Annotated in this window: 10 protein-coding genes, 4 pseudogenes and 1 riboswitch; of the genes and pseudogenes, 9 read left to right on the top strand and 5 right to left on the bottom strand. The window is 68.0% G+C overall.

Features of this window, described 5'->3' with window-relative positions; genetic code table 11:
• Positions 1-79 precede the first annotated feature (79 nt).
• On the top strand, positions 80-3,607 hold the full coding sequence (car, locus tag CKW46_RS16190; protein ID WP_482052136.1) for a carboxylic acid reductase: 3,528 nt from the start codon (positions 80-82) through the stop codon (positions 3,605-3,607).
• A gap of 39 nt (positions 3,608-3,646) precedes the next feature.
• Here the strand turns inward: car and CKW46_RS16185 are convergent.
• Both CKW46_RS16185 and CKW46_RS16180 read right to left on the bottom strand, forming a co-directional pair.
• Positions 3,647-4,194: pseudogene (locus tag CKW46_RS16185) on the bottom strand (thioredoxin family protein).
• A 109-nt stretch (positions 4,195-4,303) separates the two neighbouring features.
• A pseudogene (locus tag CKW46_RS16180) lies at positions 4,304-4,933 on the bottom strand (nitroreductase family protein).
• A gap of 123 nt (positions 4,934-5,056) precedes the next feature.
• On the opposite strand from CKW46_RS16180, the gene CKW46_RS16175 reads away from it, so the two are divergent.
• The 3 genes from CKW46_RS16175 to CKW46_RS16165 all read left to right on the top strand — a co-directional run bounded on the left by CKW46_RS16175 (position 5,057) and on the right by CKW46_RS16165 (position 8,870).
• A complete protein-coding gene (locus tag CKW46_RS16175) occupies positions 5,057-5,602 on the top strand; it encodes a MarR family winged helix-turn-helix transcriptional regulator (protein WP_012394635.1) in 546 nt (181 codons plus the stop codon).
• On the top strand, positions 5,602-6,765 hold the full coding sequence (locus CKW46_RS16170; RefSeq protein WP_117436873.1) for a DUF3179 domain-containing protein: 1,164 nt from the start codon (positions 5,602-5,604) through the stop codon (positions 6,763-6,765). Before CKW46_RS16175 ends, CKW46_RS16170 begins: the two co-directional genes overlap by 1 nt.
• Before the next feature lie 140 nt (positions 6,766-6,905).
• Positions 6,906-8,870: a serine/threonine-protein kinase gene (locus CKW46_RS16165; protein ID WP_482052135.1), complete on the top strand. Its 1,965-nt coding sequence runs from the start codon at positions 6,906-6,908 to the stop codon at positions 8,868-8,870.
• A 207-nt stretch (positions 8,871-9,077) separates the two neighbouring features.
• On the opposite strand, the gene CKW46_RS16160 is transcribed toward CKW46_RS16165, so the two are convergent.
• Positions 9,078-9,725 (bottom strand): TrbL/VirB6 family protein, encoded by a 648-nt coding sequence (locus CKW46_RS16160; protein WP_482052134.1) that lies wholly within the window; start codon positions 9,723-9,725, stop codon positions 9,078-9,080.
• Between the two features lie 88 nt (positions 9,726-9,813).
• On the opposite strand from CKW46_RS16160, the gene CKW46_RS16155 reads away from it, so the two are divergent.
• On the top strand, positions 9,814-10,386 hold the full coding sequence (locus CKW46_RS16155) for a cyclic nucleotide-binding domain-containing protein (RefSeq protein WP_117436866.1): 573 nt from the start codon (positions 9,814-9,816) through the stop codon (positions 10,384-10,386).
• Between the two features lie 31 nt (positions 10,387-10,417).
• Here the strand turns inward: CKW46_RS16155 and CKW46_RS16150 are convergent, their stop codons facing one another.
• Positions 10,418-12,127 (bottom strand): PPE family protein, encoded by a 1,710-nt coding sequence (locus tag CKW46_RS16150; RefSeq protein WP_482052133.1) that lies wholly within the window; start codon positions 12,125-12,127, stop codon positions 10,418-10,420.
• Between the two features lie 222 nt (positions 12,128-12,349).
• Positions 12,350-12,562, bottom strand: a riboswitch (cobalamin riboswitch).
• Between the two features lie 385 nt (positions 12,563-12,947).
• Here CKW46_RS16150 and CKW46_RS16145 point away from each other — a divergent pair.
• Positions 12,948-13,937: a 1-aminocyclopropane-1-carboxylate deaminase/D-cysteine desulfhydrase gene (locus CKW46_RS16145; protein WP_012394641.1), complete on the top strand. Its 990-nt coding sequence runs from the start codon at positions 12,948-12,950 to the stop codon at positions 13,935-13,937.
• Between the two features lie 255 nt (positions 13,938-14,192).
• Here the strand turns inward: CKW46_RS16145 and CKW46_RS16140 are convergent, their stop codons facing one another.
• Entirely contained in the window at positions 14,193-14,663 is a 471-nt protein-coding gene (locus tag CKW46_RS16140; RefSeq protein ID WP_015355764.1) for a DIP1984 family protein, read from the bottom strand.
• Positions 14,664-14,835: 172 nt separating this feature from the next.
• On the opposite strand from CKW46_RS16140, the pseudogene hrpA reads away from it, so the two are divergent.
• From hrpA to CKW46_RS16125, 3 genes and pseudogenes are all read left to right on the top strand, one after another.
• Positions 14,836-18,778 (top strand): annotated as a pseudogene (gene hrpA, locus CKW46_RS16135) (ATP-dependent RNA helicase HrpA).
• 178 nt (positions 18,779-18,956) lie between these two features.
• Positions 18,957-19,834 (top strand): annotated as a pseudogene (locus tag CKW46_RS16130) (PE family protein); the annotation flags it as partial.
• Between the two features lie 197 nt (positions 19,835-20,031).
• Positions 20,032-21,372, top strand: coding sequence for a hypothetical protein (locus CKW46_RS16125; protein ID WP_499017990.1), 1,341 nt, complete (start codon positions 20,032-20,034; stop codon positions 21,370-21,372).
• The last annotated feature ends 52 nt before the right edge of the window (positions 21,373-21,424 follow it).

Here is a 21,424-nt window from a genome sequence, read left to right as displayed (position 1 = left end):
CCCCTAGGGTAGTAGTAGGGGCCTGCCACTTATCCGGGTCAACCTCCACGGGAGGTGAAGTTTGTTGTCAATTACCTGTGTGGATACCCGTGCACAGCGGAGCGCTCGTCGCATCGAGCAACTTTACTACACCGATGCGCAATTCGCCGCCGCCCGGCCCAGTACGACGGTCGGTATCGCAATCAGCAAGTCCGGGTTGGGATTACGACAGATCATTCAAACGGTGATGGACGGATACCCGCAACGTCCGGCACTTGGGCAGCGGGCGACGCGCGTTGTTACCGATCCGAATACCGGGCGTAGCTCGGCGCAGCTGTTGGCGGAGTTCGAGACCATCACCTATCGGGAGTTGTGGAACCGCACCAATGCATTGACCAACGCATTCGCCGCCGAGGCACTTGCGGATCGCGGTCAGCGGGTCTGTGTGCTGGGATTCGCGAGCATCGACTACGCCACCATCGACTTGGCGCTGACGTTGCTCGGCGCGGTATCGGTTCCGTTGCCGACGAATGCGGCCCGCGCCCAGCTGTGCCATATCGTCTCCGAGACCCAGCCCAGCCTGATCGCCTCGAGTACCGAAAACCTGCCCGATGCAATCTCTTTGGTGCTGTCGCACCGCGCACCACACCGGGTGGTGGTGTTCGACTACCGCCCCGAACTCGACGCACACCGCGAAGCCCTCGAAGCCGCTCGCGCGCGCCTGGCCGCCATCCCGGTGACCGTCGAAAAGCTCACCGCCATCATCGCGCGCGGTCGAACGGTGCGGCCGGCCGAGGCCGATTGCGGCGCCCAGTCCGCTGATGCACCGGCGCTTTTGATCTATACCTCCGGAAGCACCGGGGCACCCAAGGGCGTCGTCTACACCCGCAACCGGGTGGCGGACTTCTGGCGTACCTCGAAAGCCGAGGTCGAACCGACCGAACAACGAACCGCTCCTTCGATCACCCTCAACTTCATGCCGATGAGCCACGCGAACGGCCGCCAGGTGCTCTACGGGACGCTGTCCAACGGCGGCACCGCGTATTTCACGGCCCGCAGCGACCTCTCGACGCTCTTCGATGATCTCGCGTTGGTCCGGCCCACCGAATTGGGCTTTCCACCGCGCATTTGGGACATGCTGTTGGAGAGGTTTGGGCGCGAAGTCGACCGTCGGCTCGGGGACGGCACAGCCGAGGGCGCCGACCCGGGCGCGCTGAAGGCTCGCGTGGCGGCCGACCTACGCCAGGTGCTGCTCGGCGGACGGTATGCGCTGGCGATGATGGGCTCCGCGCCAATCTCCGAGCAGATGAAAGCATCCGTCGAATCCCTGCTCGATCTGGACGTCATGGAGGGCTATGGCTCCACGGAAGCCGGAACGGTCATCATCAACAACGAGGTTCAGCGTCCCCAGGTGATCGACTACAAGCTGGTCGACGTTGCGGAACTGGGCTATTTCCTTACCGACCGGCCATATCCGCGAGGCGAACTGCTGGTCAAAACGCGGACACTGTTTTCCGGCTACTACCGGGACCCCGAAGACGGCGCCCAGGTCTTCGACCCGGACGGCTTCTACCGGACCGGTGACATCATGGCCCAAGTCGGCCCCGATCGGCTCGCCTACCTCGACCGGCGCAACAACGTGCTGAAGCTGTCGCAGGGGGAGTTCGTCGCGGTCTCGCGACTAGAAGCAATATTTGCCAATAGCCCGTTGGTCCGGCAGATCTTCGTCTATGCAAACGGTGCTCGCGCCTACCCACTGGCGGTAGTCGTGCCCACCGAGGACGCACAGTCGCGCCACGGTCGCGCCGAACTCAAGGCCGAGCTCCATACATCGCTGCACCGCGTTGCCATGTCGGCCGGTCTGGCACCCTACGAGATCCCACGCGACTTCATTGTCGAGACAACCCCCTTCACACCGCAGAACGGCCCGCTCACCGCAATCCACAAGCTGGCCCGGCCGCACCTCACGCAGCGCTATGGCGCACGTCTGGAGCTGCTGTACGCCGAGCTGGCCGACAGCCAGACCCGCCGGCTGCACCGATTGCGCCAAACCGGTGGGCGGCTGCCGGCGCTCGAGACCATCAGGCGTGCCGCCGGGGCGCTGTTGGGCACGGCGACCACCGAGCCGCGGCCCGAGGCCCACTTCAAAGATCTGGGCGGGGATTCGGTATCGGCGGTGACGTTCTCCAACCTGCTATACGACATCTACGGTTTCGATGTTCCGGTCGGTGTGATCCTCGGCCCGGCAACCGATTTGCGGGCGCTGGCCAGCCACGTCGAGAGCCGGCGCGGTGCCGGATGGTCGGGGCCCAGCTTCGCGTCGGTGCACGCGCCGCGGGCGACCTCGGTACACGCCGGCGACCTGAAACTGGCCAAGTTCCTGGACACCAAGACGCTCGCAGCTGCCACGAGCCTGCCCGCTGCCGATGCCCGGGCACGGACGGTGCTACTCACCGGCGCAACCGGATTCCTGGGACGCTACCTGGTGCTGGAATGGCTGCGCCGGTTGCGGGCCGTCGGCGGCAAGCTGATCTGTCTGGTGCGAGCCGCGTCCGACGAACAAGCCCGGGTTCGGCTGGATACGGCCTTCGATAGCGGCGATCCGCGGCTGCCCGAGCACTTTCGGCAGCTCGCTGTCGACCGCCTGGAGGTCATCGCCGGCGATAAGAGCGAACCAGGTCTCGGTCTGGACGGCCCAACCTGGCAGCGACTGGCCGACACGGTCGACCTGATCGTCGACCCCGCCACGCTGGTCAACCACGTGCTGTCGTACCGGCAGCTGTTCGCCTCCAACGTGGCGGGCACCGCCGAGTTGCTCCGCCTCGCACTCACCACCAAACGCAAGCCCTATGCCTACGTCTCGACCGTCAGCGTGGCCAACCAGATCGAACCGTCCGCATTCACCGAAGACGCCGACATCCGGGAGATCAGCCGCACCCGAACCATCGATGATAGCTATGCCAACGGCTACACCACCAGCAAGTGGGCCAGCGAGGTGTTGTTACGTGAGGCTCACAATCTGTGCGGACTGCCGGTCACGGTCTTTCGTTGCGACATGATCCTGGCGGACACCAGCTACGCCGGCCAGCTCAACCTCGCCGATACCTTCACCCGGCTGATGCTCAGTGTGGCGGCCACCGGGATCGCGCCCGCCTCGTTCTACCGGCTGGGCCCCGACGGCAAACGCCAGCCCGCCCACTTCGACGGATTGCCCGTCGAATTCATCGCCGAGGCGGTGGCCACCCTGGGGGCGCGGCGCCACGACGGGTTCCAGGTCCACCATGTGGCGAATCCGCACCACGACGGCGTTGGGTTGGACGAGTACGTCGACTGGCTAGTCGATGCCGGTTGCCCCATCCGGCGCATTCCCGACTATGGCGAGTGGCTGAGTCGATTCGAGACGGCGCTGCACGCGCTGCCGGATCGCAAGCGTCGTCATTCACTGCTTCCGCTGCTGCAGAACTATCGAGAACCCGCCGAGCCGATCCGGGGCGGCATCGCGCCCGCACCACGGTTTCGCGGTGCGGTACGGCAGGCGAAAATCGGCCGCGACAACGACATTCCCCATGTCGGCCCGGCGATCATCGCCAAGTACGCCAGCGACCTGCAGCTTCTCGGCCTGGCTTGAGCGGCGAGCGCCGGGGCGAACCGGCAAATGGCGCCGTGCTCAGCGCCACTTGATGCCGCAGCCGATCGACGGCCGCTGATCGGGCTGCACCGCACGCCCCGCCAAGATGGCATCGACGGCGGCCCGGATGTCGGCGGCCGTCACCGGCAGGTCGTTGCGTGGGCGTGAGTCATCGAGTTGGCCACGGTAGACGAGTCGGCGCTCGCCATCGAACACGAAGGTGTCGGGTGTGCAGGCCGCGGAGAAGGCGCGGGCGACGTCCTGGCTTTCGTCGTAGAGGTAGGGAAACGTCCACCCGTGCCGGCGAGCCTCGGCGGCCATCTGGTCCGGCCCGTCCTGGGGGTAGGTGACCGCGTCGTTGCTGGAGATGCCGACCATCGGCACACCCTGATCCGCCAGATCACGACCGAGCTGCGCGAGCCCGGCGGCGACGTGCTGGACATAGGGGCAGTGGTTGCAGATGAAGGTGGCGACAAGCGCAGGACCGGTCAGCTCCTCGAGACTGACCGTGGCTCCGGTGGCCGGGTTGGGCAGTGAGAAGTGCGGTGCGGGGTGCCCAGGGCAAGCATGGTGGATTCGATAGCCATGTCCGCCAGCGTAGGGCCAAGGGCGTAGCGCGCCACAGGGTTGCCGCGCCGCGGGTTCACGGATCCGATGCCCGGCGGATGGTCGCAATTCGGGTCCGGCGACCGGTTCCTACCGGAACGCTCGATTGCCGTATCTGTCCAGCGAAACGATCTCTGCGACGGGCCGGCGCGTGGTGGGCCCGTACTTACCGATCGGCCATCCAAGCGGCACCACCGCGCATGGCGTCACGTTCCACGGAAGGCCCAACGCACGCCGCGCCAGCACCGTGCTTCACAGCGGCACGGTGATCAGCCCCGCGCCCAGTCCCGCCGCACGCGCGGCCAGTAAGAGGTTCTGCACGGCGGGATAGATGGAACCGTAGGCGCTGCTGGTCGATATCCGCGGCCAGGGCGCGATGACGCCCCTGAGGCAGGCCACCACGACAACCGGGATTTCTTCGAAGTGGTCCGCCTGCCATTGCACGGCCTTCTGCAGCCGCAGCATCTTCTCGTCGCCTCGGCGCGCGATGGAACGCCGGTAGATCGGGCCGAACAGTTGCATGGCGCGGCGATTGAGGCGGCCCAGTTTGGCGACCACCTCGCGGTCCTTGACGACGATGAACTCCCAATTCTGCGCGTTGGAACCGGTCGGCGCCTTCATGGCCAGCTCCAGTAGATGCAGTACCAGCGAGTCGTCTACCGGGTCGCTCTTGAGCCGTCGAATCGACCGTTGTGTGCGCATCGCGTCTTCCAGCGGCATGGTCAAAGGCTCTGCCTGCGTCATAACCCCGATTCCAGCACAACCAAGCCCCGGTAGCCGAGCATGCCGGAGCGATTGGGTGCGGTCTCGACGCCGCGCCCAATAATGATTAGGCTCCTAACTATGTCCGGGACGCGCAAGGTTCCTCAGCTGCCGCAGCCGATCGAGACCACCAGGCAAGAGACGCTGAAATGGGTCGCCGCGTCCGCACCCGGACTCGCCGTCGACGACGCGGAACTGGGCACCGCGTTGTTTGCCGGTTCGGTTCGGCTGGTGCGGACCGTCGAAAGCCACCTGCAGCGGTACGGCCTGTCGTCCGGCCGGTTCGCGGTGCTCATCACATTGGGCGCGGCGCCAGAGGGCCGCCATACGCCCTCGGCGATCGCCGAACGCATCGCCGTACGACGACCCACCGTGACCGGGATCGTGAACGGATTGGAAAGCGCCGGACTGGTGCGCAGGAGCGCCGATCCGACAAGCCGGCGCAATCAGCTGGTGGAACTGACCGAGCGGGGGCGCCGGCTCGTCGCAGAAATCGCGCCCGACCATTTTGGGCGGTTAGCCGCGGCGATGGGGGAGTTCACGCCGGCCGAACGGGACACTCTGCGCGCCGCGATGGGCCTGCTGGACCGATTCGGTGAAGTCCTGCTCGACGAAAGGGATGCATGATGCTCGCGCTGCTCTACGTTCTGGCCCTGGTCGCACTCGTCGTCAGCACCGGCGCGTTCTATCTGACGCTCATCCCGGCTTTTCCCGCCCCCTGGGTCTACTACCACTACCGGGTGCGTAAGCCTGCGGTGTGGACTTTGTTCGCCGTGGGCGTTCTCGTCGTCGGGTGGGCGGCCCTTCGGCAGGGGACGTTTCCACTCGCCGCGCTGTGGCCTCTGCTGCTATTGGCGCTGGCAACGGTGTTCACCTACCGCCTGCACCAGGAGGTGGTGTTCCCCGCGGTGGACTTCCCACCGATGGCACCGGATGCGCTGCGGCTGCCCCTGCACGACGACATGCAACTGGCCCTGATCGAGTACCAGGGAGTCAGCAAGGCGTACCCGCTCGACTATGTGATCCACCACCACATCGTCAACGACCGCTTCGGCGAGGCCACCGTTTCGCTGACGTACTGCGCCATGTGTCGCAGCATCATTCCGTTCGACGTCACCGACATCGGACCGCTGTTCGTCGGCTCCTTCAAGAACGCCAACATGATCGTCGCGGACCGGCGCACCAAGACGTTCTTCCAACAGGGCACCTTCAGCTCGATCGTCGGCCCGCTGCATCCGCACACGCTGAACATGATTTCGTTTCAGATCCTTTCCTGGGCCGATGTGAAACAGCTCGAGCCGCTCCCACAGGTTGTCGACGTCACCGAGAAGGATCTGCGGCCGTTCGAGCTGCCCATCCACGGAGTGTGGCGGCGGATCCTCGCCAGCCAGGCCACACCGGGATTGCGGCGCGAGGACCGCGATCAGTCGATGCCAGCCCGCACCCGGGTCGTCGGCGTTCTGGAGTCCGCAGGCCGCCCGAGCCCGGTCTATGTCAAGGACAAGCTGCTCGAGCATGGCGTGGTGAAGGACCCGGAGACGGGCTGCTACCTAGTCGCGGTGCACGGTGCCGTCAACGGTTTCCGGGCCCGCGTCGATGGACACGACGTCGCTCTGAGCCTCGGTGCGGACCTGCTGCTGCACGACAAGACCAGCGCAACAACCTGGGACCTCACCGGACACCGTGCTCGCGGTCGGCTCAATGCGAACCTCACGCCCATCGCGGTCTCCGACGAGTACTGGTTTTCCTGGAAGTACGTTCACCCCGATGCCCGGGTGATCGACGTCTGAGCGCTCCGCGCGGGGCCCGCCGCACGGAGAACCCCACCCCGGCGGTCGAGATTGGGTCGTCCGTCGATGTCGCACCGGACCTGCCCGCGGGCCAATGACAGGCCACGGGCCGCGGCAGCCACCCGGCTAGGCTTTCGAATATGCCGCTGAACGAAGGTGACATTTTCGCCGGATACGTCATTCAGCGGCTGCTCGGCACCGGCGGCATGGGTGAGGTCTACCTCGCCCAGCATCCCCGTCTGCCCCGTCTGGACGCCCTCAAGATCCTGTCCCTCGACGCCACCGACGACGACGAGTTCCGCGCCAGATTCACCCGTGAAGCCGAGCTCGCGGCCACACTGTGGCATCCGCACATCGTCGGCGTGCATGACCGCGGCGAGTTCGACGGCCGGCTGTGGATCTCGATGGACTATGTGGACGGTACCGACGCCCGCCACCTGGTGGAACAGCGCTACCGGTCCGGAATGCCGCTGGAAGACGTCATCGAGATCGTGACCGCGGTGGCCGAAGCGCTGGACTTTGCGCATGAGCGTCGCCTGCTGCACCGAGACGTCAAACCGGCGAATATCCTGGTCACAGAGCCATCCGAGAGCGCCCGGCGCCGGGTACTGCTGACCGATTTCGGTATCGCCCGCGAAATCGATGACAAGCACCGTCTGACCGAGGCCCAAATGGCCATCGGCACCGTGGCCTACGCAGCACCCGAACAGCTTACCGGTAAGCCGCTTGACGGTCGCGCCGACCAATACGCGCTGGCGGCGACGGCCTTCCACCTGCTGGCCGGTGTGCCACCCTTCGATCACTCGAATCGCGCCGTGGTGGTCGGCCAACACCTCAACATGCCTCCGCCCCGGATCTCCAAGCGCCACCCCAAACTCGCGCACCTTGATGCCGCGTTCGCCAAGGCGCTGGCCAAGGATCCCGATGATCGGTATCCCCGGTGCATCGATTTCGCCAAGGCTCTTGCCGCGGGGCCCGGCAGCATCGCCGAGCACCAGGCCCGCCGCGGCGCCACATCCACGGAGCCGTTCGACGTCAACGCGGAGATGTCGGCCGAAGCGTTAGAACCCGCACGTCCGTCCGGCACGGCCCCGTCGGCGCAAGCTCAGCCACACCCGTCAGAGGCAGGCGTGTCCACCGCTTCACTCGGTGCTGCCGACCAGCCCGGTGCCGGCAAGGCGCGTCACACCAAGCGGCTGGAGCGCATGACGGTGGACGGCACCGCCGTCTCGGTCCAGAAGCGACCGGCCGGACCCGAGCAGGATGAAGAAGTCTGGTTGTTCTGCGTGCAGCGCTACGAGTCGACCGGCGAACCACACACCGTCATTCCGGTCGAATTGCGCGGCACGTCAATCACCGGGCAACTCGCCAACGGCGACGCGGTCGGGGTCAGCGGAATCTGGGATGGCAGCACGCTGTTCGCCGATGCGGTCGTCAACTACACCGCCGCAAATCAATGCCGACGGCGATCGTCGGCATTGAAGGTCGAGGGGGGCCTGAAAGAGGGCGAGGCCAGCGCACCGGCCAGACCCCCCGGTTCGAAGTCACGCAAAGGCCGGGCCTTCGCAATCGTCGCGGCGCTGCTGGCGCTCGCGGCGATTGCGGTGGCCGCTGTCTTAACCCACGGGTTCGGGTTGTGGTCGACCAGCGAACCGGGTCCGGTGGTGAAAGCGCAGCAGGCCACCGTGTTCTCTCCGGGTGGTACACTCGATCATCCCGGGCAGGCCGGCCTCGCCATCGACGGCGACCCGAACTCGGCGTGGCCAACCGACACCTATGTCGATGCGACCCCGTTCCCCGCCTTCAAGCAGGGGGTGGGTCTGATACTGCGGCTTGCCAAGCCGACCGCGCTGAGCGAGGTGACCATCGACGTGCCCAGCACCGGGACCGAAGTGCAGATCCGTGCGGCCGGCAGCGCGACTCCGGCCAGCCTGTCCGACACCACTGCGCTGACGCCCAACGTGGCACTTCATCCGGGGCACAACCGCATCCGGGTGGACAGCACGACGAAAACGGCCAATGTGCTGGTGTGGATCAGCAAGCTGGGCACAACCAAGGGGGAGAGCCGTACCGCGATCTCCGACATCACGCTGCGCGCACGCTAATCCAGCACTCTCGCCCATGGCGGACCCGCCATGGCTATCTCGCCGATGAGCGCCCGCCGGCAGGACGGTTGAGAGCTGACCGGCGCTACTCGGCCTCGTCCGCCGGGCGCAGCACCGACGACAGTTGCAGTCTTCAGGTTGGTTTCAGATCGCCTGTGTATCAACACACATATGACAGGATTCGCGCACTTCACCGCAACGACTGCCCTAGTAATCGCCGGCTTCGGGGTAGTCGGTTCGGGTATGGCCACCGCTACCCAAGCCGGGGCAGCCATCGCCCAAGACAGCCCGAAAATTGAACTGTCCGGTCTTGCGGAGTTCGGTCCCCAAGGACCCAACCCGCGCGACCCCGGCCCAGGTTGGCCAGGCGGTCCGGGCGGACCCGGCGGACCCGGCATGGGCGAGCTTGGGCCCGGTGGCCCCGGCGGCCCCGGCGGACCGGGTGGACCCGGCATGGGCGAGCTTGGGCCCGGTGGCCCCGGCGGCCCCGGCGGACCGGGTGGACCGGGTGGCCCCCCTGATCCAGCCGGACCGGGCGGACCCGGCGGTCCCGGTATTGGCGGATTCGGTCCCGGCGGACCGGGCGGGCCCCCTGATCCAGCCGGACCGGGCGGCCCCGGCGGACCGGGCGGACCCGGTGGACCCGGCGGACCCGGTATTGCCGGATTCGGCCCCGGCGGCCCAGGCGGACCGGGCGGCCCCGGCGGACCGGGCGGACCCGACGGACCGCCCCCCGCTGGTCCCGCTGTCAACGGTCACGGGCTTGGCGGGCAGTCGCAGTCCCCAACCGCGGTGTAGGCGGTCCACCAACGAACGGATCCGTCGCGCACCGGAGCGGGCCGGGATCGTCGGCATGCCACCTGCAAAAATTCGTCCTCGTCTCGGGGCAAAACCCGCGTAGGCTCCACGATGTCAAGGACACATCGCAGGTCAGGGGCGCAGCATGGATGTCGACATCGAGAGCAACGCCGAAGATGCCCGTCGGCTACGCGAATTCTCCGCTTTCGACGTCTTCTCCGATGCTGAGCTGGAGCGTGTCGTGGAGGCGGCACAGCGCATTTCGCAGTCCGTGCCGTGGCCTTTGATCCGCGAACAGACTCCATCAGATGCCTGCTACATCCTGCTCAGAGGGGAGGCCGGCGTTTACGTCGGCCGGGACCGCATCGCCGTACTAAGGCCCGGCGAAGTGATCGGTGAATCTGCGCTTCGCCGTGGGAAACTGCGGTCTGCGACAGTAACGACAACCGGCCCGGCCGAGGTATTGCGAATCGGCCGCGACGATCTCGCCCGCCTGCTTGATGAGATTCCCGCACTGCGCGAGACCATGGAGGCCACTACCGCTCGGCATGTGCCGGTAGCCCAGCCGCCGAAGCCAAAACCCGAACGCTCACCGCTGAATGCCTCGGCGCCGACGGAAGCGGTCGAACGTTTCGAGCAGGCAGCCGCCGCTGCCGGGGTGAGCGTCGGGGCCGCGCTCGAGGATGCGCTCACCCAGTGGATCGACCGGAACCAGTAGGCGTAGGCGGTCATCGACCCAGGTCTGAGGGCTAGTCCGGCGAGGGCGCCGGGTCGCCATCCCAGGTGCTCGGCATCGCAGGTGTTCGCGGGCCGTCGTCGTACCCGTCACCGGCCAACTTGATCAACCCGGCTGCGGTGCGGTCGCCGGATTTGCCGGCGACACCGGAGAACCCGAAAGTCCCCGCACTACCTGCCAAGCCGGACGCGGTGGTGATCCGCTCGCTGCCCGTCATCGAGTCGGGAGCCGTCTCCGATTCCAAATCCATGTACTCAAAGCCGCGGCCGAGCTGGCCGACCTTCGTGCGCCGGCGGCGCTGCGAGCGAGCCGGCTCCGATTGGGCCGGCGCGACGACCGGCACCTCGGCACCATCGGGCCGCGGGGCCTTCTTGCGGGCGCTGGCACGTGCGGCGCTCTTGGCATCCGCGCCCAGGCCACCCACCATGTAGCCGAAATTCTCCATCCCCACTCCCAGACCAGCACCGCTTACCGGCGGTGGTGCGGTCGACGGCGGTGGCGGCGGGGCCTGCGTGAGGGTAAGGGTGCTCGCGTCCACGGGTGCTGGCGCCGGGGGAGTGGGCGGGACGTTGGGGGTTAGCGCGACCGGCGGAGCGGCGGGCGCGGCGACCGGTAGCGCCGGTGGCGGCACGGCGACCAGCGCCGCCAACCCCTTGGCACCAAGCGGCACCAGCACCGCGCCGGCCGCCAACGGCACCAGCGGAGCGGCCAACATCGGTGCCAGGGCCGCGAGAAGCACAGCGGTCTGCTCCAGCAGGGTCTTCAGCAGCGCGATCATATCGGTGATGATCGTGCCAATGGCTTCCACGCTGGTGAACAAGATGGTGAGGCCAATGGTCATGGGATTGCCCGACGCGAACGCGGCGGCAAGGTCGGCACCGATGAATGCGAACGTTTGTGACAGGAGGGTGACATACGTAGCAAAGTCCATCGGGTAGCCGAGGGCGAAGGCGATGTTGAGCGGGCTGAGGTAGGTGAGCGGATTGCCGAGGGTGAGCAGATACGGGTCAAATCCGGAGAACAGCGCCTGCAGGAAGGGGATGTTCGCCAGCCAATCGACGAACGGCTTGATCAGCTTGTTGTAGAGGTCGACATACCCGATGTCCTTGAGCCATTGCAGAAACTGGCTTTGCCGGTCGGGAGGTAGCTCCGCTGCCTGTGCGGCGGCAGCCGCCGGCTCGGCGGCGTTCATGATCGGCGGGGCCGGGGCGGGCTGCGGCGCGGCAGCCACCGCCGTGGCCGAGACGTCCTGGTAGCCGCCCATGACCGCGGCGGCCTGAATCCACATCCGCACGTAATCGGCTTCGTTGACCGCGATTGGGATGGTGTTGATGCCGAAAAAATTTGTGACTACCAGCCCCGTATGGATCGTGTGGTTGGCCCCCAGCTCCGCCAATGTCGGCATCGCCGCCAGGGCGGCGGTGTAGGCGGCGGCAGCGGTTTGCTGCTGACCGGCCATTGCAGCGCTGTTGGCGCTGGCCTGTATCAGCCACATCAGATATGGCACGTGGGCCGCCACGTAGATTTCGGCGGTCGGACCGTCCCACGCTCCGGCCTGTACGGCGGCTAGCAGAGCGGCAAGTTCCTCCGCCGCCTCGGCGTAGGTGATGCTCAGCGAAGTCCACTCGCCCGCGGCCACCAGCAACGAACCGGGGCCCGGGCCGCTGCTCAACAGGGCCGAATGCACCTCTGGCGGCGCCGCCATCCAGATCGGCGCGGTCATCGATCACCGCCAGCGAACCGATGCTCACCGATGTGAGGCGCGGCCGACATCCTGACGGTGTGGGCACGTGGGGCCATCAATAGTCCTCCGGTACGACGGGATGTCCGCGCCTGGTGAACCGTGTTAGCCGCTAGAGCCGATGAATGGCGCCGTCTGCCCGGCACCGTGTCTGCATACCTACGACCATCCGCCCAATCCACGAGGCGACGCGCGCCGAACACAACGTGCCCGGCGCAACTGGCAGGTCTTCGGACTCGCAGGCCCGCACCGACGATGGTGCTCCTACTAACCGTCGCTTCCCAGTCCCAGGCTGTGGGGCCAGTGCCGATGACGGTGTTCGTTCCTGCATACCGCTGCGGGACAGTCCCGGATTCCCACCGGGTTCCCTCTCACGACGAAGCTGCGAAAGCCTCCGCCGCTTGATGCCGACAACACTCAGAATGCCGCCAGCAAACCAGCTGCGCGGCTTAGATTACTCGACGCGCACGCTTTGGGCCCAACGCTCACACCTAAATCACAGCGGGAAGCCAGGCGGATAGGCGACGCTGTTGCGGATTGAGATCCAAATGTAGGTGGGGTGCCCCCCTCGGCGGCAGCACCAAATCCGTTCGAGGGGGAGCGGCTGGAACAGCCATGTTGGCGACGAGTTTGCTGAGGTTGGGTCACAACTGCCGTGACCGGGCTTCATATTCGCCGCCGCCGCGCTGGCATAGGTGATAATGGCCGAAGTGTGGACGTCCAATGATGCTGATGCTCGACCGGCCCAGAGGTGGCTGTTCGCGAGGTCACGGATGCGAGGCTCCCTAGGCCCGGTAGCCGCGTGAACGCCTACCTGCATCAGCGATTCCCCGAGCTGCGCACCACCCTCGAGCGCGTCACCCTCGGCGACGGTCCCACACCCGTGCGCCCCCTGTCCCATCTGATCAGCGCTTGCCCGTCGATCTGGATCAAAGACGACGGCGCCTACGGCAACGGGGGCTGGGGCGGCAACAAAGTCCGCAAACTGGAATGGCTGCTGCCCGAAGTAAGGCGCCAACGGCGAAGCACGATCCTGACCTTCGGTGGGCTGGGCACCAACTGGGGACTCGCGGCCACGCTCTACGCCGCCGAGCTGGGCATTCATACCGCTCTGGCACTCATCGACCAGCCGGTAGACGAGCATGTCGAAGCCCAGCTCGACCGCCTTCGGGCATCCGGTGCCGACATCTATCTGACGCGCTCCAAGGCCCGAACGGTGGCCGCCGCCCCGTACCTATACCTGCGCCACCGACGTCCCTACCTGCTACCGGCCGGCGGGTCCTCACCCCTGGGAGTCATCGGCTATGTCGAGGCAGCATTCGAACTCGCCGCGCAGCTTAGAGACGGTGCGCTGCCGACGCCATCGTCGATCGTCACCGCGGTCGGGTCTGGGGGTACGGTGGCCGGCCTGCACCTGGGCCTCACGCTCGCCGGCCTGACCGATATTCAGGTGATCGGCGTCGTTGTCAACGACAAGCTCCGACTCGACCATCGATCGATCACATCGCTGGCTCGACGGGCCGCACGTCTGCTGCAAGATCGCGGCGCCAAGCTACCGTCCATCGACCTGCCTGCCGAACGGCTGACCCTGCTGCGCGACTGGCTGGGGCCCGGTTACGGCCACCCGACCAGCCAGGGGACTCTGGCACTGAAACTCGCGCGCGAATCCGAGCATCTCGATCTCGAACCCGTCTACACGGCCAAAGCGATGGCCGCCCTGCTCGACCTGACCACCAGCGGCCGGCTGCCAGTGGGACCGACGCTCTACCTGCACACCAACGGGCCGCGGTAGCGCGCACCGGGGTGCCGCGCCCGCACTGCTACGCCAAGGTGGGTGCCCCTTACCCGCCCTCGCCATCACGGATCTGCACGTGGTGATGTGCTGTGTGCTGTGCCCTATCACCGGTGCGCAATGCTGGGCTGCGATGTCAAGGAGGGAATCGAACCCTCTGCGCTGCCCTCCGCGCGCCAGCAGAGACCGGACTTTGCCCGCCGATCTTGGGCTTGTGCACGCCTCCGCGACAACTACCTGCTCCACCTCGGCCCGCTAATCCAGCAGCTCGACCTCCCAGTTGGACTGTTGGATCCGAACATCGAGCTCACGAAGTTCGCGGGCGAGCTCGTCGGCCTGGGCGCGCAGTTCGGCAACGGGCAGGGCCGGCAGCATCTTGAGCTCGGACCGCAGTTGGCGCGAGTAGGTGGGCTGGTTGCTACCGGCGGCCGCGTCCGCGGCGGCGGTGAGCACGTAGTGACGCAGACGCAGGGCGTCTCGGCGGGCCAGCGCGTCGGTCAGCGTGCCGTCCGCGCCGATCGCCGTGGCGGCGTTGGTGCGGTTGATGCGCCGGATCAGCGTCTCGTACTCATCCAGCGTCTCGCCGGCTTCGGCGAGCAGAGCCGCGGCATCCTCGGCCGGTTCCTCGCCTTCTTGATAGCGGGCGTTGCCCACGATGCGCGTGCGCAGCTGCTCGACCCGCCGCGCCGCGTTCGCGCGCAGCGATAACGCCTCTGGCAGCTTCACAATCCCTGCTCCTCAGTTCGTCACCCCAAGCGCCGGCTCTCGCCAAGGCCCGGCTGCAAGCCCTTAGCATGATGGCTCCAAATCAGGTAGCTGGCAACGTATTTTCGGTGCCCGGTCAGATCCGCGGACCGCGCTATCGAGGGGCAACGCGGCACCGCCTATCCTGACCGGAGTGGCCGATCTGTCCGTTGCGCAGCTGCGCAGCCGTCTCGACGGTCTGAGCACCCGTGACGCCGTGCGTCTGGGCAGGCGCTTGAAGGGGGCTTCGCGGCGCCAAGCCGGAGAGGCTGCAGCAGCTGACCGAGCAGATCGCTGTCCAGATTTCTGCGGCCGAGGCGCTGATTGCGACGCGACAAGCCGCCGTTCCGACGATCACCTACCCCGACCTGCCGGTCAGCGAGCGTCGCCAGGAGATCGCCGAGGCGATACGGGCGAACCAGGTGGTCGTCGTCGCGGGGGAGACCGGGTCGGGCAAGACCACCCAGCTACCGAAAATCTGCCTGGACATCGGCCGCGGGGTCCGCGGGACGATCGGACACACCCAACCTCGGCGGCTAGCCGCCCGCACGGTCGCGCAACGCATCGCCGACGAGCTGCAAACCCCGCTGGGCGACGCGGTCGGATACGCCGTCCGGTTCACCGACCAGGTCAGCGAGCGCACCCTGGTCAAGTTGATGACCGACGGGATTCTGCTCGCCGAGATCCAGCGCGATCGACGCTTGCTGCGCTACGACACGCTGATTCTGGATGAGGCCCACGAGCGCAGCCTCAACATCGATTTCTTGCTCGGATACCTGCGCGAGCTGCTGCCGCGCCGCCCGGACCTGAAGCTGATCGTGACGTCGGCGACGATCGAGCCGCAACGCTTCGCCGCCCACTTCGGTGGGGCGCCGATCATCGAGGTGTCCGGACGGACCTACCCGGTCGCGATTCGGTACCGGCCGTTGGAGGTTCCCGTTTCGACGGGGTCCCCGGAAGACTCCAGCGACCCGGACGACCCGGACCACGAAATCGTCCGCACCGAGACCCGCGACGAGGTGGAGGCGATCGTCGACGCGGTCCACGAACTGCAAAACGAAGCCCCCGGAGACGTCCTGGTTTTCCTGTCCGGGGAGCGTGAGATCCGCGATACGGCCGAGGCACTCAGCGGCCTCGAACACACCGAGGTGCTTCCGCTGTATGCCCGGCTGCCGACCGCCGAGCAGCAGAAGGTGTTCGCGCCGCACACCGGGCGCCGCGTCGTGCTGGCAACCAACGTGGCCGAGACATCGCTGACCGTGCCGGGCATCCGCTACGTCGTCGACCCGGGCAATGCCCGCATCTCGCGCTACAGCCGCCGCCTCAAGGTGCAGCGGCTACCGATCGAACCGATCTCCCAGGCGTCCGCCGCGCAGCGGGCCGGCCGATGTGGTCGGGTTGCCCCCGGCATCTGCATCCGCCTCTACTCCGAGGACGACTTCGCCGCCCGACCGCAATACACCGACCCGGAGATACTGCGGACCAACCTGGCCGCGGTGATCCTGCAGATGGCGGCGCTGCAGCTGGGCGAGATCGAGAACTTCGGATTTCTCGACCCGCCGGATCGGCGCAGCGTTCGCGACGGCGTACAGCTGTTGCAGGAACTCGGCGCCTTCGACCCAACCGGCGCGATCACCGATCTCGGCCGTCGCTTGGCGAGGCTGCCGGTTGACCCCAGGCTGGGCCGGATGATTCTGCAGGCCGGGGTGGAGGGGTGTCTGCGTGAGGTCCTGGTCCTAGCCGCGGCGCTGACGATCCCTGATCCGCGGGAAAGACCAACCGACCGCGAAGAGGCAGCCCGCCAAAAGCATGCCCGATTCGCCGACGAGGACTCGGACTTCATGTCCTACCTCAACCTCTGGAGGTACCTCGGCGAGCAGCGAAGGGCTCTGTCACGCAGCGCTTTCCGGCGGATGTGCCGCAACGAGTTCCTGCACTACCTGCGCATCCGGGAGTGGCAGGACTTGGTCGGACAGCTGCGCAGCATCTGTCGCGACCTCGGCCTAGCCGAGTCAGGACCGCAATCGGATGATCCGGCCGAGCCCGCCCGGGTGCACGCGGCGCTGCTGGCCGGGCTGCTCTCGCATGTTGGGATGCGCCGTGAAGACGGCCGGGAGTATCTGGGTGCGCGCAACTCGAGGTTCGTTCTGGCGCCCGGATCGGTGCTCACCAAGCGACCGCCACGCTGGGTCGTGGTGGCCGAGCTGGTCGAGACCAGTCGCCTCTACGGGCGCATCGCCGCCCGCATCCAGCCGGAAGTGGTCGAGCGAGTTGCGGGGGAGTTGGCCCAACGCAGCTACAGCGAACCGCACTGGGACGCCAAGCGCGGCGAGGTGATGGCCTACGAACGGGTGACGCTGTACGGTTTGCCGCTGGCCGCGCGCCGACGCGTGGGGTACTCGCGGGTCGAGCCCACGGTGGCACGGCAGCTGTTCATCCGCCATGCGCTCGTGGAGGGCGACTGGCAGACCCGTCATCACTTCTTTGCCGACAACGCGCGGTTGCGCACGCAACTTGAAGAACTGGAGGAGCGGGCCCGCCGACGCGGCCTGCTGGTCGATGACGATGACGTCTATGAGCTCTACGACGCCCGCATCCCCGCCGAGGTCGTCTCCGCACGGCACTTCGACACGTGGTGGAAAAAGCAGCGCCACCAGACGCCGGATCTGCTCACCTTTACCCGAAATGAGCTGCTGCGCAGCGATGATCCTGCCGACACCGATCGGCCGGACGACTGGCAGACCGACGACGCGGCACTGCCCCTGACCTACCGGTTCGAGCCCGGCGCCGCCGATGACGGCGTCACGGTGCACGTGCCGGTCGACGTGCTTGCCCGCTTGGGGGACGACCAGTTCGCCTGGCAGGTGCCGGCGTTTCGCGAAGAACTGGTCACCGAGCTCATCCGCTCACTCCCGAAAGACTTGCGCCGCAACTTCGTTCCGGCCCCCGATGCCGCCCGGGCGGTGTTGGCCGGGATCGACCCGGCCAAAGAGCCGCTAATGCAGGCGTTGCAGCGCGAACTACGGCGTCGCAGCGGCGTCTTGGTACCCATCGATGCCTTCGACCTGACCAAGCTGCCACCGCACCTGCGGGTGAATTTCGCCGTGGAATCCGCCGATGGCACCGAGGTCGCCCGCGGCAAGGACCTCAAGGCGCTGCAAGCCGAGCTGGCGGCCCCCGCCCAGCGGGCGGGGGCCGACGCGGTTGCCGGCGATCTGGAACGAAAAGGGTTGCGCGCCTGGCCCGATGACGTGGACGAACTGGCGCGCGTCGTCGAGCGCAGCGTCGGCGGGCGGGCCGTGCGAGGGTTCCCGGGGTTCGTCGATCAAGGCTCGCACGTGGACTTGCGGGTGTTCGCGACATCAGCCGAACGTGACCATGCGATGGCACCCGGCACCCGGCGGCTGGTGCGGCTCGGTGTGGCCGCACCGCTGAAAGCCGTCGAACGCCAGCTGGACCCACGCACCCGCCTGCTGCTCGGGACCAACCCGGATGGTTCGCTGACCGCGCTGCTCGACGACTGCGCCGACGCGGCGACCGACGCACTGACACCGGGGCCGGTATGGACGCGGGCCGAGTTCGTCGCCTTGTGCGCCGACGTGGCGAAAGCGCTGGTCCCGATGACCATCGACATCGTGGGGCGCGTCGCGAAGGTGCTCGCCGCCGCGCAGGAGGTGCAGCTCGCCTTGCCCGCGAAGCCACCGTCGGCGCAGACCGACGCGATCGCCGATATCCGCGCCCAGCTGGACCGGTTGGTTCCACCGGGCTTCGTGGCCGCAACCGGGCGGGCACATCTCGGCGACCTCGCCCGCTACCTGATCGCGATCCGTCGACGCCTTGACCGGTTGCCGCATGCCGTTGCGGCCGACCGGGACCGGATGGAGTGGGTACAAGCCGTTGTGGAGGCCTACGACGAACTTGTGCACGCGCTGCCGCTGGCACGGGCCAGCGCCGCCGACGTCCGCGACATCGGCCGCCAAATCGAGGAGTTGCGGGTGAGCCTGTGGGCCCAGCAGCTCGACACCCCGCGTCCGGTCAGTGAACAGCGGATCTACCGGGCGATCGACGCCGTGCACCACAGCGACACGGAGCGCTGAGTTCGCGCCGGAATCCGAAGCGAAAGTGGCCCGCATCACAATAGGCTGTTGCTGACCCGAGCTCGTCGAAACCAGCCGGGAACCCCCCGGCTGGTTGTGAGCTTTATGGAGGTTCGACATGACCGCGCTGACGGCGGTTCCGGAAATCGTGGTACACGCGGCCACCTAGCTAAGGGACATAGGTTCTTCGGTCAACACCGCCAACGCCATGGCGACGACGCAGACCACAACCATCGTCGCCGCGGCCCAAGACGAAGTATCAGCGGCGATCGCGGCGCTGTTTTCTGTTCACGGTTAGACCTATCAGCAGTTGAGCGCGCAGGCGATAACTTTTCACGAGCAGTTTGTGCGGGCGCTGAGCAGCGCCGGAGGCGCCTACGCAGCTGCGGAGGCCGCCAACACCGGACCGCTTCAGCAGCTGCTGGAGGCGATCAATTCGCCGGTACAGGCGTTGACCGGGCGGCCGCTGATCGGCAATGGCGCCAACGGTGCGCCGGGCACCGGCGCCAATGGTGGCGATGGCGGCTGGCTGCTCGGCGATGGCGGCGCCGGCGGGTCGGGCGCCACCGGCCAAGTGGGAGGTAACGGCGGGGCGGCCGGGCTGCTGGGATCGGGAGGTGCGGGCGGGGCCGGGGGCGACTCCACGGTCGGTAACGGTGGTGCCGGAGGGGTTGGGGGACCGGGGGCTGGTTGTCGGGTAGTGGCGGAGTCGGCGGGGCAGGTGGGGCGACCAGCGACGTTGGCGCGGTCGGCGGGGCCGGCGGCGATGGCGGGGCCGGGGGTCTGCTGGGTGCCGGCGGAACCGGCGGGGCAGGCGGAGCGGGCCGTCTCGGGAGTGGCGCGACCGGTGGGGCCGGAGGAGCCGGGGGAGCCGGGGGGCCGTGGGCCGGACTGGTCGGTGCGGGCGGAGGCGATGGCGGCATCGGCGGGATGGGACAACACAATGGCGGAGCCGGCGGGACGGGTGGCAGCGCTGGGGTGCTCGGTGGCCCAGGCGGGGCCGGCGGCACCGGCGGATACGGCGGTGTGACAGGCGGCGGCGGTGGTTCCGGCGGTGACGCCGGCGGAATGTTCGGCGTGCGGGGGCTATTCGGCACCGGTGGGGCGGGCGGGACCGGAGGATTCGGCAGTACATCCGGGGCGGCCGGGGGGACCGGCGGTGACGGTGGGTTGTTCTTCTCCAGCGGCGGGGCCGGCGGGGAAGGCGGTGCCGGCGCGACCGCCGGCCCGGGTGGGGCGGCGGGGCCGGCGGATTGCTGTTCTCCGACGGCGGCGTCGGCGGAGTCGGCGGCTCCAGCACCGGCGGTGTTGGGGGCCAGGGGGGAACGGGAGGCCGGGCGGGCCTGCTGATCGGCAACGCAGGCGCCGGTGGCGCGGGTGGCGAAGGTACGGCGGCTGGAGGCGACGGCGGTAACGGCGGCAACGGAGTGCTGATCGGTAACGGTGGCAACGCCGGTACCGGCGGAGCGGGTCCGAGCAACGGTGGCAATGGTGTCGGCGGTACCGGTGGTGTGCTGCTGGGATTCGACGCCCCGGCGAGCAGCTCACCGCTGCACAGTTTGCAGCAACAAGCGCTGACCGCGGTCAATGCCCCCATTCAGGCGGCCACCGGGCGCCCGCTGATCGGCAATGGAGCCCCGGGGGCTACCGGCAGCGGCGCGAGTGGGTCGCCCGGGGGTTGGTTGCTTGGTGACGGCGGGGCCGGCGGCTCCGGAGCTGCCGGCTCGGGTATCGCCGGTGGTGACGGCGGGGCAGCCGGGCTCATCGGTACCGGCGGCACCGGCGGCGCCGGCGCTGGCTCGGCCTCCGATGACGGCGGCGGCGGCGGCTCCGGTGGGGCGGGCGGGTGGCTATCCGGTGCCGGCGGGAGCGGCGGGGTCGGCGGATTCTCACTGACCGGCGGTACCGGCGGGAGCGGCGGTGCCGGCGGCCTACTGGGTGGGCTGGTCGGCGCCGGTGGCGGCGACGGCGGGGCGGGGGGAGCCAGCGAGTCGGCAAACGGTGGCGCCGGCGGGGCCGGGGGCGATGCCGGAGCGTTCGGCGGGCCCGGCGGTGCGGGCGGGAGCGGCGGATTTGGCGATGTGGCTGGGGGGATTGGTGGCACCGGCGGCAATGCCGGGATGCTGTTCGGCAGCGGCGGGGCCGGCGGTGACGGTGGATTTGGCCTGGGTGTCGTGGGTGGGCACGGCGGGGACGGCGGCAACGCCGGCCTGTTGTTCTCCAGTGCGGGATCTGGAGGATTTGGCGGTTCCAGCACGAAAACCGCTGGTGACGGCGGGATGGGCGGGGCAGCCGGGTGGCTGGGCTTCGGTGGGGCCGGTGGAGCCGGCGGGTTCGGTGGCGTGGTCGGTGCAGGCGACGGGGGCTCGGGCGGCAACGGCGGTGCCGGCGGTCAATTGTTGGGAATCGGCGGGGCCGGCGGGGCCGGCGGACAGTCGCTATCGAGCGGCGTTGGAGGCGACGGCGGCACTGGCGGCAACGCCGTGCTGATCGGCAACGGCGGCAACGGCGGCAACGTTGGAACCGGCACCCCCGGCGCCGGTGGGTCAGGTGGGGTCCTGCTGGGCGACGAAGGGCTCAACGGCTCGCCCTAGTCGAGGCAACCAAACGACGGGGACCGCCAACTCAGGTCGCACGGCCCGCAGG

The organism is Mycobacterium liflandii (genome assembly GCF_022354805.1).
GTDB classification, from domain to species: Bacteria; Actinomycetota; Actinomycetes; order Mycobacteriales; family Mycobacteriaceae; genus Mycobacterium; species Mycobacterium marinum.
Note: the sequence above shows the minus strand (reverse complement) of the source record. Positions and strands in the feature narration are given on the sequence as shown.

Coding starts and splice junctions, on each gene's coding strand:
- CKW46_RS16175 (WP_012394635.1), top strand. CDS start 5,057: ATGTCCGGGACGCGCAAGGTTCCTCAGCTGCCGCAGCCGATCGAGACC.
- CKW46_RS16170 (WP_117436873.1), top strand. CDS start 5,602: ATGCTCGCGCTGCTCTACGTTCTGGCCCTGGTCGCACTCGTCGTCAGC.
- CKW46_RS16165 (WP_482052135.1), top strand. CDS start 6,906: ATGCCGCTGAACGAAGGTGACATTTTCGCCGGATACGTCATTCAGCGG.
- CKW46_RS16160 (WP_482052134.1), bottom strand. CDS start 9,725: ATGCCGACGATCCCGGCCCGCTCCGGTGCGCGACGGATCCGTTCGTTG.
- CKW46_RS16155 (WP_117436866.1), top strand. CDS start 9,814: ATGGATGTCGACATCGAGAGCAACGCCGAAGATGCCCGTCGGCTACGC.
- CKW46_RS16150 (WP_482052133.1), bottom strand. CDS start 12,127: ATGACCGCGCCGATCTGGATGGCGGCGCCGCCAGAGGTGCATTCGGCC.